This window comes from candidate division WOR-3 bacterium, from assembly GCA_011052815.1.
In the GTDB taxonomy this organism is placed as follows: Bacteria; Hydrothermota; Tepidihabitantia; order SM23-42; family SM23-42; genus DRIG01.
Genome location: DRIG01000032.1, coordinates 13782 through 29268, shown reverse-complemented (window position 1 = coordinate 29268; position 15487 = coordinate 13782). Strand labels below are relative to the sequence as shown.

Annotated in this window: 11 protein-coding genes; 5 read left to right on the top strand and 6 right to left on the bottom strand. The window is 47.2% G+C overall.

Going from position 1 to position 15487, the window contains the following annotated elements; genetic code table 11:
- The first annotated feature begins 8 nt into the window (after positions 1 to 8).
- A complete protein-coding gene (locus ENI34_03050; protein ID HEC78103.1) occupies positions 9 to 995 on the top strand; it encodes a MoxR family ATPase in 987 nt (328 codons plus the stop codon).
- A 62-nt stretch (positions 996 to 1057) separates the two neighbouring features.
- Here the strand turns inward: ENI34_03050 and ENI34_03045 are convergent, their stop codons facing one another.
- The 5 genes from ENI34_03045 to ENI34_03025 all read right to left on the bottom strand — a co-directional run bounded on the left by ENI34_03045 (position 1058) and on the right by ENI34_03025 (position 6793).
- Positions 1058 to 2791 (bottom strand): T9SS type A sorting domain-containing protein, encoded by a 1734-nt coding sequence (locus tag ENI34_03045; protein ID HEC78102.1) that lies wholly within the window; start codon positions 2789 to 2791, stop codon positions 1058 to 1060.
- A 213-nt stretch (positions 2792 to 3004) separates the two neighbouring features.
- Positions 3005 to 4279 carry a DUF1015 domain-containing protein gene (locus ENI34_03040; GenBank protein ID HEC78101.1) on the bottom strand — a complete coding sequence of 425 codons (1275 nt, stop codon included), beginning with the start codon at positions 4277 to 4279 and terminating at the stop codon, positions 3005 to 3007.
- 18 nt (positions 4280 to 4297) lie between these two features.
- Positions 4298 to 5197 carry a 3-phosphoglycerate dehydrogenase gene (locus tag ENI34_03035; protein HEC78100.1) on the bottom strand — a complete coding sequence of 300 codons (900 nt, stop codon included), beginning with the start codon at positions 5195 to 5197 and terminating at the stop codon, positions 4298 to 4300.
- 16 nt (positions 5198 to 5213) lie between these two features.
- On the bottom strand, positions 5214 to 6281 hold the full coding sequence (locus tag ENI34_03030) for an alanine--glyoxylate aminotransferase family protein (GenBank protein ID HEC78099.1): 1068 nt from the start codon (positions 6279 to 6281) through the stop codon (positions 5214 to 5216).
- A gap of 104 nt (positions 6282 to 6385) precedes the next feature.
- Positions 6386 to 6793 (bottom strand): YjbQ family protein, encoded by a 408-nt coding sequence (locus tag ENI34_03025; protein ID HEC78098.1) that lies wholly within the window; start codon positions 6791 to 6793, stop codon positions 6386 to 6388.
- 209 nt (positions 6794 to 7002) lie between these two features.
- Here ENI34_03025 and ENI34_03020 point away from each other — a divergent pair, with 209 nt between their 5' ends.
- From ENI34_03020 to ENI34_03010, 3 genes are all read left to right on the top strand, one after another.
- Positions 7003 to 9009, top strand: a complete 2007-nt coding sequence (locus tag ENI34_03020; protein HEC78097.1) for a diguanylate cyclase — start codon at positions 7003 to 7005, stop codon at positions 9007 to 9009.
- Positions 9010 to 9067: 58 nt separating this feature from the next.
- Entirely contained in the window at positions 9068 to 9655 is a 588-nt protein-coding gene (locus ENI34_03015) for a hypothetical protein (protein ID HEC78096.1), read from the top strand.
- A 77-nt stretch (positions 9656 to 9732) separates the two neighbouring features.
- Positions 9733 to 11532 (top strand): hypothetical protein, encoded by a 1800-nt coding sequence (locus tag ENI34_03010; protein ID HEC78095.1) that lies wholly within the window; start codon positions 9733 to 9735, stop codon positions 11530 to 11532.
- A gap of 20 nt (positions 11533 to 11552) precedes the next feature.
- On the opposite strand, the gene ENI34_03005 is transcribed toward ENI34_03010, so the two are convergent.
- The gene (locus tag ENI34_03005) at positions 11553 to 13835 is read right to left on the bottom strand and encodes a DNA translocase FtsK (protein HEC78094.1); all 2283 of its coding nucleotides are present in this window, start codon (positions 13833 to 13835) and stop codon (positions 11553 to 11555) included.
- A gap of 165 nt (positions 13836 to 14000) precedes the next feature.
- Here ENI34_03005 and ENI34_03000 point away from each other — a divergent pair, with 165 nt between their 5' ends.
- Positions 14001 to 15476, top strand: coding sequence for an exo-alpha-sialidase (locus tag ENI34_03000; protein ID HEC78093.1), 1476 nt, complete (start codon positions 14001 to 14003; stop codon positions 15474 to 15476).
- Positions 15477 to 15487 lie beyond the last annotated feature (11 nt).

Genomic DNA, 15487 nt, shown 5'->3' with positions numbered 1-15487 from the left:
TCGAATAAATGAAAAAATCAGACCTTGCAGCTTTGAAAGAGTTGAAGGGCAGTTATGATGCAATCTGTCGGGAGATTGCCAAACTTGTTATCGGACAGAAAGATGTAATCGAGCAGGTACTCATCAGCCTTTTCTGCAGCGGCCATTCATTGATCATCGGAGTGCCTGGTTTGGCAAAGACCATGCTTGTAAATACCATCGCGCAGATTCTCGATCTTTCGTTCAACAGGATTCAGTTCACGCCGGACCTGATGCCTTCGGATATTACAGGGACCGAGGTTATCGAAGAGGATTTGACCACAGGCAGGCGCAGCTTCAGATTTGTAAAGGGGCCGCTCTTTTCCAATATCATTCTTGCTGATGAGATTAATCGGGCACCGCCCAAGACCCAATCAGCACTGCTTCAGGCGATGCAGGAATATAAGGTCACTTATGCCGGAGAGACATATGATCTGCCGTTGCCTTTCTTTGTCCTGGCGACGCAGAATCCCATTGAGCAGGAAGGTACTTATCCATTACCTGAAGCCCAGCTCGACAGATTTATGTTTACGATCAATATCGATTATCCGTCATCTGAAGAAGAAGAAGAGATTATCAAAACCACCACCTCAGCATATGAGGCGGAATTAAAGAAGATACTCGGAGCAGAGAAGTTCCTTTTGTTCCAGAAACTGGTGAGGCGGATTCCTGTGTCCGATGAGGTCATTAAAAAGACGATCGAACTGGTGGGGTTGACCAGGCCCGGAGAAAAGAAGAGTCCGGAAATAGTAAAGGGATATGTCGCCTGGGGCGCAGGACCGCGGGCGTCCCAGTATCTTATCCTCGGTGCCAAGGCACGGGCGGCTCTTGAAGGAAGATATGCCCCTGATTTCGACGACGTCAGATATGTGGCGCACCCGGTGTTGCGCCATCGTGTGCTTACCAATTTTGCGGCGGAAGCCGAGGGGATTAAATCAGATTACATCATTGATGAGTTGCTGAAGACGGTCGGTTAGTGTGAAGAAATAAAAAAGGGGAGTTATTCACTCCCCTTTTTTATTCAACCGTATTCTGTATCTTATCTTACAACCGTCATCGTCCTGGTGATGGTATGTTCTGCTGTTTGAATCTTTATGATGTATATACCGGAAGCCATTTCATCGGTTCTGATGTTCAAAGTGTATTCACCCGGTGCCTGTGTCTTTTGCAGAATATTCTTCACCAATCGACCTGTCGCATCATAGAGTGTGATTCTGACATCGGTTTCGTTGTTGATTGCATACGTGAGTCTGGTAACCCGGCTCGAAGGATTCGGCGCAAGATTGATTACTCCGGCACCGGTCTGCTCATCCGGCAGTTCCGCAACACCTGTGTTATTGAACCAGTCGAAGAAGAGGTTATAACCCATTGTGTACGAAGAATAGCAGATTGCAGAGTAACTACTGATCCATCCGGCTGTAGGAGCCCAGATGCCTGTTGCATTGTAATCATTGATACGATAGGGTGTGATGAAGTTGGTCGGATTTGATGCTGTTGTCCAGGTGAACATTGTTGAGTCACCGGGATCTTGATTGTAAGCGACGGTCAGAGAACCCGTTGCTTTACGGGCACGGATTGAGCTGAGATTCTCATCATTTGAGCTTGAACCGATCAGTCCGCCGTAAGTCCAGTTGACACCGGCGTCAGTACTCCAGTAATAGACGAGGTTGTCATTATCAACGACGTAAAACGTTGCAGTGATCCAGCCGGTTTCATAACTGGCGCTGTATGAATAGGCGATATCGGTTTCTCTTATCGGATAAGCACCGGAGTTGTTACTCACCTGTTCAGAACTAATCCAGGTCGAACCGTAATTGGTGCTTCTTTTGATGCGTACTTCATTATTTGTGGTAATCCTGTCGTCGATGAATGCCACGGCGACATTACCGCCTGAACCAGCCGCAATTTGCGGATAGGGTGTTACACCGGGGTCGGCGAACAGCTGCTGGTTATCCTGCCAGCCAGTGCCGTCAAGGTTGTTCCTCGCCGCCCAGATATCATTATCTGTACCTTCTGGAATATAGGTCACATAGACCCAGGCTCCGGTGCCGACGTCGGCGTCGACATCTGCGTAAACGACATTTGAGTTGACCTCTTCCCAGTAACCCTGACTTTGATCCGGGGTCATTCTGCGCATATACAGAACATCATCTCCTGATGGTTCATGCCAGATACCGAACATACAGACCCAGGTCTGCCCGCCAGCATCCTGGGCTATGCGTATCTTTGGATTACCGATTTCTCCATCACCGTTATAGCTTGCCCGCCACCACTGGAATGAATTGCCTCCATCAGTTGAGCGGTAAACAACAAGACTGTCCTGACTTGTATGGTAGGTATCAAAAATTACATAGATGTCGCCGGTTGAGGGGTCAACATCGAAATCCTGCCCTTCACCGACCTCGCCGTCATAAACAAGGACATCATTATCCCATCTGCTCTCCTCTCTTTTCTGACCTGATTCGTTCTTTTCCATATTGAGCCTTTTGAGAGGGAATTGATATCTCCTTCCTGAGGTCGGGTCATCGGGGTCTGGCAGGGTTGTCGGGTCAATAGGAGCGATAGTCGGCGAATATTGCGGCCCATAAGGAAGGTCATACTCTATACCACTTACTTTTGTGGATTCATTGATTTTTACCGAAATGTTGTCAGTGGTACCTTGGACCACTGATATTTTCGGTTGCATTACATCATGCGTGCCCGGGTTTTCAATCTCTGCGGCGAAGAGCATCGCCATCGAGATCACTGTTATACCCATTATTATCTTCTTCATTTTTTCTCCTTTTGTTCTGTATATATTTACTTTTGTTACCAAAACATACCAACCTTATTTGCGCTTTACCTCCTTTCTTTATTTGCTAACCAGAAATAACATCAGGCTAACATTATAACTGAAACTTTCTTAATAATAATTATACTCTTTTTGCCTGTTATATCAATAGGTAGTTCTACCTGATATAGGGTAGGGAATTTTAAAGAGTTTTTTTTAGCCGCCTCCTATATCATAGAAGACAAGCCCTGAAATCAGTTTTGGATAGAAATCAGTGGATTTCTGCGGCATCCTTTCTTTTTTCTGTGCTATCTTCTTCACCTGTTCAGGTTTTGTCGGGTTCATCAAGAAGGCGAATTGGAACTCTCCGCTTTCAATCCTCTTCATTGTTCTCTGGATACCTCTTTCATAGCGGATATGGTCTTCAATCTTGGCCGGTTCAATACCGAGTACGTTCTCTATCAAGAGGGTGTGCAGAATGGCGACGTCGAGGGTGCGGTATTCTTCACTGCGGTCAGGCAGTAATTTTCTCATCGGCTCTAAGGATTTCAATTTTAAAATATAGCAGGTTTGCGGGCTGTAGAACCCGAATGCCTTTCCGTCCACCTCTTTCAATTCCTGCATTATATTTTCTTTGTTGCTCTTTTTTATTTCAAAATATTCTTCGGTCTTTTCCAGAAATCCACCGAGACTGAATCCGGCAAGGTCTTTGATAAGTCGATGGGTCGGTAAGATCACCAATCCGGGGTCCTCGATGTTGACGAGGGTGATCATCTTGAAATTCGCCGGGTGATCTTTGTCTTCAGGCGCCACCTGTTTAAGGTAATTCAATCCTGTTTCATAACGATGGTGCCCGTCTGCAATGACGAAGATGGAATCTTTCAATTTGTCCGCTATCTTTTTGATTATTTCCGCTGCATCGATCCGCCAGACCTTATGGGTTACTTCCTTTTCATCCTTCACTTCCATGAGCGGCAGAGTGCTGCATTCTTTTTCTATGAGGTTCATGACTTCATTTTCCGGATCCGTGTAGAGGAGAAATATCGGTTCAAGGTCTTTCTCAGTGATACGCAGCAGGTTCAACCGATCCGCTTTCGGTTTTGAAAGTGTCTTTTCATGGGGAAGGATGTTTCCTTTTCCTAATTCTTCCAGGCGGACCAGACTTATGAAGCCTTTTCTGGTCAACTGTTTATCCTCGACTGAGAACTCCTGCCAATAAGGATAGATCGCAGGGGAGTCGTCTCTGATGAAGATTTTATCCCTCAGCCAGTGTTCGATGAATTTTTTCGCATCGCGGTATTCCCTCTGGCGGTCATGGCCTTCGGCGTATTTGGTCAGAACCAGGCGGACGAAATTGTAGGGGCTTTTATTCTTATATTCCTTTTCCATCTTGTTCGTTATCTGATCATAAGGCTGGCAGATCACACCGGTTAAATCTTCAATCTTTTCCGGGTTGTATCTGATTCCTTTGAAAGGTTTGATTTCCGGCATTTTTTCTCCTTTGTCCGTTTATCCCTTCAGAACGTCCCTTACCAATTCTGCAATCTGAATACCTGCACGTGTCTGTCCTTCTTTGGTCTGGGCGCCGATATGGGGAGTGGCGATCACCTGTTCAAGTTCGAATAGTTTATTCTCTTTCGCCGGTTCTGATTCATAAACATCAACCCCGGCAATCCTTACTTTGCCCGATTTTATCGCTTCATAAAGCGCTTCTTCATCGACTACCCCGCCGCGGGCACAGTTGATGATGACCACCCCGTCCTTCATTTTTTCAAAAGCAGCTTTATCGAGGATATGTTCGGTCTCTTTGGTTCGGGGGATGTGGAGTGTAATATAGTCGGAGTTTTTAAGCAGGGTGTCAAGATCAACGCATTCTGCATATTCATGCGATTTTACATTGGGGTCGTACGCCATTACTTCCATACCGAGTGCTTTGGCTCTTTTCGCGACTTCTGTTCCGATTCTTCCGATGCCGATGATGCCGAGTTTTTTTCCGTAAAGTTCAAATCCTTTGAATTGCTTCTTCTCCCATTTCCCCGCTTTGGTTGAGACACTTGCCTGCGGGATTCTCCGGGCTGCGGCGAACATCATTCCCAGGGCGAGTTCAGCTACTGAGATCGACGTCGCCGTCGGCGTATTGACGATCTTTATACCTTTACTTTTTGCCGCTTCCTGGTCGATGTTATCCAGACCGATTCCGGCCCTGCCGATGACCTTCAACTTTTCCGCCGCGTCAATCACTTCTTTTTTCACCTTGGTCGCACTCCGTACAATGATGCCGTCGAAATCCGGAATGATCTTGGCGAGCTCTTCAGGAGAAAGGCCTGTTTTTTCAACAACCTCAAAGCCGGCGTTCTTCAGGATTTCTATACCCTGCGGCGCGATGGGATCTGAGACCAAAATTTTCATCTTTTCCTCCTTCTTTTTATAACTTCAGAATGTCGTTGATATTATTTATGAGATCTTTGATTTCTTCGAGTGTCAGATCTCCCATATGGGCGATGCGGAATGCCTTTTCCTTCAATTTACCGTAACCGTTCGATATCGCGAAGCCGCGTTCGCCGAGCGTTTTGTTCAAGTCCGCCACGCTGATATTTCTGGTGTTATTCATACAGGATACAGTTACGGATTCATAGCCGGGCTCAGCAAAGAGACTGAAATATTTTTTGCCCCAATCCTGGACATATTTCGCCATTTCAAGATGTCTCTTATAGCGGTTTTCCATTCCTTCTGCTTTGATCTTGTCGAGCTGTTTGTTCATGGCATACATCAAGGTGATTGCCGGAGTGGATGGAGTTTGTCCTTTCTTTTCATAATAATCCCTGATACCGATAAAATCACAGTAATGGCCGCGTCCGGTCACTCCTTCAGCCTTTTTCAACGCCCTTTCACTGACGACACCCACGGCGAGTCCCGGAGGAAGGGCGAATGCCTTTTGTGATGAAGCCAGGCATACGTCAATACCCCATTCGTCGATTCTGATGTCGTCGCCCATCAGAGAACTCACTGTATCAACGAGTAAAAGGGTGTCAGGATAATTCTTTAAAACTTTTGCAATCTCTCCGACAGGATTCCTGACTCCTGTTGAGGTTTCATTATGGACCACGGTCACTGCTTCATACTTCTTTGCCTTCAGTTTTTCTTCGACCATTTCCGGTTTAATCGCCTTACCCCAATCCAGGGTTATTGCATCGGCGGTCTTGTCGCACTTCTGGGCTATCTTATACCATCGGTCGCTGAACGCGCCGTTTACACAGCAGAGAACATCTTTGGCTACGCAATTTCTGATTGCACCTTCCATTATCGCAGTGCCTGAAGCGGTCAGCACAAAAGTGAAATTTTTTGTCGCAAGGAGTTCCTGTAATTTGCCGATGATACCGGTGTACAACTCGGTCATGGCTTTCATACGGTGACCGATAAGCGGCTCGGCTTGAGCATCGAGAATATCCTTCCTTACCTCGGTTGGACCAGGTATAAATAATTTTTTATGCATTTTTCCTCCTATTTTTTAAATGCTCACTGCAGAATAATTTTGCGCTGTTGACCAAACATAGAGTATACAGACTCTCTTCATACCCATCATCTTCTCGGGGAGCCTTATGAGCTCTGTTCCTCTATTAATTTGACCCACACCTCTCTTGTCCGTGGGCCGTCGAATTCACATAAGAAGATACCTTGCCAGGTTCCCAAGGCAATTTTTTTGTTTTCAATAAAGAGTGTTCTTGAAGAACCTATTATTGATGCTTTAACATGTGCGTCGGCATTACCCTCACTGTGGGCATAACCTGCACTATGAGGTATTAATCTATTCAGGACCTCGGTTATGTCTGTCCGGACTGACGGATCGCAGTTTTCGTTCACGATCAGAGCCGCTGTTGTATGGGGACAGAATATATACAGAACACCTTCTTTGACCTTACGGCTGTCGATCACCTTCTGGATTTTTTCGGTTATATCGACAAGTTCTGTACGTTTGCCGGTTCTCACGCTGATCTTATCCAACATACTTCAATTATATTGATTTTCAGCTCTTTGTCAATCTATTCCTTCCTCCGTTTCTCCCTCCGCCCTTAGCCCTATGCCCTTTCCCCGTTCCCCGTTTCTCCCTTTTCTCCCGCTCTCCCATTCTCCGTCTCTCCGTTTCTCCTATTCTCCCTATACCCTATGCCCTTCCCCGGTCTTGACAAACAGCCTTTTTCGATTATTATAATCGTATGGGGAATGTGAGAATAGAAAAGAAGCGTTTGGCATTGTTACGCAAAATCGACAGTATATTGGGTTCATCTTATGACCTCCACAAGGTCATTCGTAAGATATATAAAGAGATCGGCAAGGTGATGGACACGAGTAATTTCTACATCGCACTTTACAACCGGTTGGAGAATACAATACATTTTGAGGTCTATACCATTGAGGGAAAGGAATATGCAGTTTCTTCCAGGCCTTTATCAAAGGGATTGACCGAATATGTGATTCGTTCGAAAAAGCCGATAAGGATCAATAAAAACCTCAGGGCATTCTGTCGCAGGCTCGGTATCAAACCCATCGGCAGGAATGCAAAGAGCTGGCTGGGCGTTCCGATGATATATAAGAATAATGTTGAGGGTGTCATCACCATCCAGGATTATAAGAAGAACAATGTCTATTCGCCTGAAGATGAGTCGTTCCTTCTGGGGATTGCGGCACGCGCCGCAGTGGTTATTGCCAATACGAGATTGATCGATGAAGAGGTGAAGAGGGCGAAGGAGCTGGAGCTGATGAATAAGATTGCGCACCGTCTGACAAAGAGTCTCAGGATCGAGGATATTTGTGAGAGTGTTACGAAATCAATTATTCAGCAATTCAAGAATTTCAATGTTTCGATATTCATCATCGAAAACGGAAAGGTGGTGTTGAAAAAACTGTCAAAGGGTTTCAGAGACCAGGTGCCGCGCGACCTCTCTTTAAAATTGGGGGAGGGGATAGTCGGTTATGTGGCGAAGACCGGCAAGCCGCTTATCGTGAACAACGTGGCAAGGAGCAAACGCTATCGGGCGTATGGACAGAGCTGCACACGTTCTGAGATCGCCCTGCCCCTGAAGGTTTCCAATAAGACGATCGGGGTTTTGAATATCGAATGCAATGAGTTAAATGCATTCAACAAGAACACCCAGCGCATCCTGGAACTGATTGCAGACCGACTCAGCGCCGCTCTGTATAATGCACGGCTTTATGAAGACGCGACCAATCACGCCAAGGAGCTCGCCGTCTCCTTTTCGATTGCAAAGTCCTTGATTTCGATGCTGGAACTTGATGACGTCCTTCATAAGATTCTTGAAGTCATTCGTTCCACGTTCGGCTTTGCAAATGTCGCCATTCTGCTTGTCGATAAAAAGAAGCATGAACTTTATATCAAAGCCGCTCACGGTTACTCGCAATACATAATGAAGAACGTTCGATTGAAGATCGGTAAGGAAGGGGTCTGCGGTCATGTCGCCGCCACAGGAGAACTGTTCTATGCCCCTGATGTTTCCAAAATTCCTTTTTATGTGAAAGGCAAGAAGTCGATAAAGTCCGAGGCGGCGATCCCCTTGAAGATAAGAGGGGAGATCATCGGTGTTCTTGATATTGAAAGTAATAAATTGAATGCCTTTACTGAAAGGGATCTGCGGATATTCTCGGTCTTTGCATCCCAGGCAGCGGTTGCAATTGAAAATGCGCGTCTCTTTGATGAAACAAAGGCACTTTCTTTGACCGATGCCCTTACCAAGATCGCCAATCGGCGCCACTTTGATTTAATGCTTGAGAACGAGTGGAAAAAAGCACGCGGGTATTCCAGACCTCTGAGTTTGGCGATGATCGACCTCGACAATTTCAAACACTTCAATGACAGATTCGGCCATATCGCCGGAGACAAGATGCTCATCCATATCGCCCGCACCTTAAGGAATAATGTCCGGGATACGGATTTCGTCGCCCGTTACGGCGGTGAGGAGTTTGTGATTATCTTTCCGGAGACAAACAAAAATATGGCGGTCCATGTTTCTGAGCGGATCCGCACTGAGGTTGAAAGAGCGATGCTTTTGATAAGGGGAGCGGGCAGGAAAAGATTGACTGTATCGATCGGAGTGGCGACCTATCCAGGTGATGCCGAGGACTTCATCGACCTTGTTAAAGTTGCGGATGAGGCGCTCTACAAGGCGAAACAGCACGGCAAGAACCGTGTCGAAACCTTTGGTTGATCTATTCCGTATTGATTTATCATATTTTGTGGGTATAATAACCTGTAAGGAGGTTTTAATGCAGAAAATATTCGGAACGATTTTATTAATGGCCTTTGTTTTTATCTTTTGCGGTGCACCGCCTGAAGATAGGGGAGCAGAGACCAAAACCGGCGTAAAGACGGAAGAGACCGGTCAAGACATAATCTATCAGAAGTTGAGTGAATCTGAGATACAGAGATTCATCAAGGTATATCCCATCGCCAGAACAGAGATTGAAAAGGCGGGGAAGCGACTGGACCTGAAAAAGGCGGATTCTCCGCTCCAGGGATTCAGTAATCTGGCGGCATTGAACAAAGAGATTGCAGGTCTGGATGCAAAGATGCGGGCTGCCGGGATGTCCTGGGAAGAGTTCTGGCCTGTTTTTTCAAAGACCTGGTTTGCAGTCATCGCCGTTAAGATGGGTGACAAGATGGACAAAAGCGCTGCTGAAATGGAGAAGCAGCTCAAAGATCCTAAGATTCCCGAGGCGCAGAAAAAACTCTTTAAAGAGGTTCTTGAAAATTTGAAAAAGACACGTGAGATGTATGCCAAAGTACCACAGGAAAACAAAGATCTGGTCGAGAAATACTGGGATCAGTTGTCAGGACTGTTTGACATAGATTAACAGATGAGTCTGTGGAGGGATATAAAAGGGGCGGGTTTTGAGGAACTTGCCCTTTTTGTATTTTAAAAGGAGGTAGTATGAAGAATTCAGTAATTTTTGTCAGTTCCTTCTTTTTGCTTCTCGTCGTGCTATATGGTCTTGATTATGTTGATTCTTCCAGTGGTCTTGGAACTCCGACAATGGAGTCGGGCAGGACCGAGGTGGAGATTGTTGATATAGACAATGACGGCAATATGGACATCCTCTGTATCGGGGACCACGGTTCACCTTATGTAAATACCCAGGAACATGGTGTAATGGTTTGGTTCGGCGACGGTCAGGGTAACTGGACAGTCTATCAAAACGGTGATTTTGGTTACGGCGGCATAGCGATCGGTGATATCAACAACGACGGTTATCTTGATATCGGATATGGAATGCACCATAATTATTCAGGGGTTGATTTCGGAGATTCAATTCTTGAAGCCGCCCTGGGTGACGGTACCGGCCAGAACTGGACTGCCTGGGATGACGGTATCTCGATCAATGACCCGGATGAATGGGGTATGTTCTGTACTGATTTCGCTGACATCAACAACGACGGTTATCTCGACCTCGGCGCAAACGCCTTTGGCGCTGATGACGGAGTCCATCTCTTTTTGAACAACGGTGACGGCACCTGGAGCAGTTGTTTCGGTTTTCTCGGCGGCAACTCAACAATGGATTTTCTCTTCGGCGACGTGAATGCCGACGGTAATGCCGATTTTGTGGCGGCACACGAGTACGGCAGTGTTTATCTCGGTGACGGCAACGGTAATTTTACTCTGGCTGACGGTAATCTGCCGGCGGCAGGCAGCATGGGTAGAAGAGGTCCGGCACTCGGTGACGTCGATAATGACGGTGACCAGGATTTTGCTTTCTGTAATGATAACGGCGGGGTGGAGGTGTGGACCTGGGAAGGAGGAAATACCTGGAGTGATTTCTCCGGCAGCCTTCCTGACTCAGGGCCTTATTCCGCGGTTCAACTTTATGATATGAATATCGACGGTGACCTTGACGTTATTGCATTCGGTGACAGTACGGTTACGCTCTGGGTCGGTGACGGCGGCGGCACCTGGACCGAGGATGTTACGTTCTATACACCGGGACCGGGCGGTCTTTCGGCGTTCCGGGTCGGTGGTGATGCAGACCACAATGGTTATCCTGATATCGTCCTGATCTGTGAACAGGGGGATTCCTGGAATCCTGTTAATACTCCACATTTTTATAAAGAGACGAGTGTTCCTTCTTCTCTTTTTGTCTTTCCGATCTTTCCACGCGGCGGTGAGACGTTTATCGCCGGTTCTGTACACTTTATAGAATGGACCTGCGGCGTGCCGGCAGGCGACACGGCAGACATTAAACTCGAGCTGTCGATCAGCGGTCCTGGCGGACCCTGGTCTGAGATTACAGCAAGCACACCCAATAATTGCCGATATCAATGGTCGATCCCTGTCGGAATCTCTTCAAACAACTGTTATATCCGCTATACAGCGGTCACTTCCACTAATACCAGCGTTGCCCTGACCCCGGCTTCATTCAATATCTCTCCAGCCGCCGCAGTAATGGAAACGGAAACGGGCCGGCTGGCTTTTCAACTGAATGTTGTTCCGTCTGTTGTGGATGAAAGACTTGTTATAAATTGTACGACGCCGCCGGCCAGCCGAGTGAAGATTCAAATTTTCGACCAGACAGGTGCAGTGGTGAAGGAACTTTTCAACATCAAGGGCGGCGGGTTTTTTTCATTATTCTGGAATCGTGATGATAATCAGGGAAGAAAGGTCGGTTCAGGTGTCTATTTTGTAGCACTCTCTTCAGGAAAAGATGTTATTTGCAGGAAGGTGGTGGTGATAGAATAGAACCGCTGGCTCAGGATATTTTATGTGGTGTATTTCTTGAGTATGGAGTCGAGTTCTTCCTGGCGTTCAATCAGAACCTTTCTTGATTTACTGCCCTGAAACGGTTCGACGATTCCGGCGGCTTCGAGCTGATCCACAATCCTGCCTGCCCGCGCATACCCCAGTCCCAGTCTGCGCTGGAGCAGGGAGACCGATGCGACCTGATGTCTGAATACGAGTTTAGCCGCTTCGGCGAAAAGCGGATCGACTTCGCTCTTTTCTTCTATTTCAACAAGTTCCTCTTTCGGTTCCCGCTCTTCAAGTTTTGGATAATATCCGCTGTCGATTATCTCATCGATCTTTTCCACCGGGATGAGATTTGAAAGGGTGCGTCTCTTTTCTTCGAACGCCGGATCCCTCTTATTGACGAAGATGGTCCAGAGTTCTTCTTCAATGATTGCATTCACGATCTCCTCGATATCGCCTTCGACGTCGCTGAGCAGTTCATATAGATACTTCTTTGCTATAAGGCTGCTGATGCCGTTGACCTCTTCAGTCGATATATATGCGCCGTGCAGCCTTATCGGTGTACCTTTACCCGGCGGCAGAAAGAGCATATCTCCGCGTCCCAGTAGTGATTCGGCACCGTTCATATCAAGGATTGTGCGGGAATCGGTCTTTGACGCAACCTGGAATGCGATGCGGCAGGGAAAGTTCGCTTTTATCAAACCGGTGATCACGTCCACTGAGGGCCGCTGGGTCGCCAGAACAAGGTGGATACCCACGGCACGGGACATCTGGGCGAGACGGGTGATATTCTCTTCTATTTCGCTCGGTGCAGTGAGCATCAAATCAGCAAGTTCGTCCACGATGATGAGTATATAAGGTTTGATGCTCCCACCTTTTTTCCGCATCTTTTCGTTGTAGCCGTCGATATCTCTGACTCCTTCACGCGCAAAATCACGGTACCTCATCTCCATAATGGAGACCAATCTTTCAAGTTCTTTGACCGCATTCTTCGGCTGGGTGACCGCCCGGCGCAGGAGATGAGGAATCGGATTGTACATCGGCAGTTCCAGACGCTTTGGATCGATCATAAGGAACCGCAGGTCCTTATATGTCGAGTGGTACAGGAGACTCAGGATGATGGTATTGATGCAGACACTCTTTCCGGCGCCGGTCGTACCGGCGATTAGCATATGCGGCATAGTCGAGATGTCGTCGATGACCGGTTTACCCGTGATGTCTTCACCGAGAACGATCGTGAGGGGAGAGGCGGCGTTTTCAAAGGCGGGATCGAGGATTCCGCTCTTCAGACAGACGAGGCTGCGTTCTTTATTAGGAACTTCGATGCCGACCGCGGACTTACCCGGTATCGGAGCGACCACCCTGATGCGCGTGGCTTTCAGGGCGAGGGCGAGGTCATTATCCAGATTCGCGATTCTATTCACCTTTACTCCGGGCGCCGGTTCGAACTCAAAGCGGGAAATGACCGGTCCTGATTCCACTCCCACGATCTTTCCTTTTACGTCGAATTCCTGAAGCCGCTGTGACAGAAGTTCAGCCTCTTTTTTCAAGGTTTCCTTGTCGACGCCGTAGCTTGTCGGTGGATCCTGAAGTATATTCAAATATTCGGTCTTATAATCGACCGGTCGGACCACCTTTTTTATGATCTTTGTCGTGGAGGTGCTCTTTTCCTTCTTCGGTTTTTCATCCTTCTTCGGCTTTTTGGATTTTTTGACCTTTTCTCTGGTCGTCGGTTTTGGAAATTCGATTATCCCGGCTTGAGAAAAGAGTTTTTCTTTAATCATCATAAAGAGTACGATTATCGTACCGAAGATGAGGATGAGATGGGTTCCGACATTACCGAAGTAGTTGATTAAAAAATTACTGATTATCGACCCGAGTTTACCGCCTGCCGAGATCCCGGCTACCTGGATTTTCAAAAAGAGGGCGGCGGCTGTATCGAATATGACGCCGACGGGGAAGATGAAGAGAAGCTGGGTATCGGCTTTCTTGTCCGGTGAGAAGAGGTAGAGATAACCGAGATAACCCAGAATTCCGGGGATTATAAAGAGATAGAAACCGACAAGCCAGAACACCCAGGCGGATGAATAGTAACCGAAGAGACCTCCGAAATTTTTGAATTTGTTGAGTGGATTCAAGATATAAGATATTTGTGAGATCAAAAAAAGTATACACAGAAGCAGGAAAAGGAACCCTGTCAGCTTTCTTTTCTTTTTCGGGTCCAGTTCCCTGGCGATAAAAAAGAGAACACCAATAGCAATAACCAGCAGTGCTATTGGTACAATGGTTTTATCCATGATTAGATTTTACACATAAATATAATCTTGTCAACCGATTAACACCCTCCGCCCATTCTCCGCTTCTCCCATTCTCCGTCTCTCCGTTTCTCCCATTCTCCATTCGCCCTTCCCCCCTTGACATATTTCAGAATTTATGTTATCATAACCTGTCAAGGAGGTACTATGAGGAAGATCGCTGTAGTATTGGCTGTTCTTTTCTGTTTTCTTTATGCAGATCCGCCCTGGACTGCAAATGTGCGTGTCAGTACTGACCAGCCGTGGGATTCATTGAACCAGGGAGAATCTTGTTTTGCTATTTACGGTGACACGATTGTTTCGATCTGTAATACTGCGGAGCGGGGTGATGTTCCGATTGCACCTTATGCCTATTCATTCAATGGAGGTCAGACATTTACTTCAATACCCTTCACTGATAACACCACGGGAATCGGCTGGCATACTGATCCGGTGATTGCATTTGATGATTCAGGCCACGTCCATATGTTGATTCAATTCTCGATCAATATGCTGAAGCATTATCTTTCCCGTGACGGCGGCCAGACCTGGTCCGACACATCGGTTGTCTGGTCCAGTTACGGCGTTGACAAACCCTGGATGGTCGTGCACAATAACGAGATTTACATCACCTGGCAGCAGACATCGGGTTCGACCGGAATCATCTTCGCCAAATCAACGGATTACGGCGCTACCTGGAGTACCTCGAACATCTGGTGGCGTACCGGGATCACCGCCCTCTGTATGGATGAGAATGAAAATCTCCATCTATGTCTGGTCCACTGGGGTGCCGGTGCCGTATACTACCGCAAATCAACAGATAAAGGCGTAACCTGGTCGAGCGAAACATACCTTTCGTCGTTCGATTACAGCTCGAGTTATGGTGATAGGGCGCCGATCAACTCCATCACCGCCCATGGTGACATCGTCTTCATCACCTGGGTGAGCACCCTGAACAACGGTTCCTGGGATGTTATGGGTATACGTTCTTCAGACGGCGGTTCAACCTGGGGCTCGGTGTTCACGGTCAATGACATAACCGCCGGTGGTCAGTGCAAGGGCTGGGCGCATTTTGACGTCTACGGCGGACTTCATGTGACATACATCCATTCTCCGAGCTGGCCCACCAATCAGAACAGTCTCTTTGAACTGCGTTATCAATATTCGTCGGACAGCGGTCTTACCTTCAACCCGAGTATCCGGGTGTCGGATACCTCTGTAAAGAGCCTTGCGGATTTTCTCGGTGAATATCATGTGACCGCAAGTGACAGTCTGTATCTCTATGCAATCTGGCCCGACGGCAGAAACGGTGATGACAACGACCTCTATTTCAGCAAAGCCCTGCTTTCGGAGTTGAGCAGTGCCGAACAGGTGGCTAAGAGCAGAACCTCGGCACATTTGATGGAGTCTCCTACGATATTAAGCGGCATAGCATATCTGCAGGTCGATGAATATTCACGGCCGGTCGTCATAAAGGCATACGACGCCGTCGGCAGGGTGATAAAGGAGCTCTACACCGGCAGGGTTAATGCGCCGCTCAAAATAACTTTGAATTCCACTGACTTTCCCATGGGTGTGCTGTTCATCAAATTGAGTTCTGGAAATTATTCCGAAGTAAAGAAGGTTATAAATATCAGAAGCTGAGCTCAGCTGGG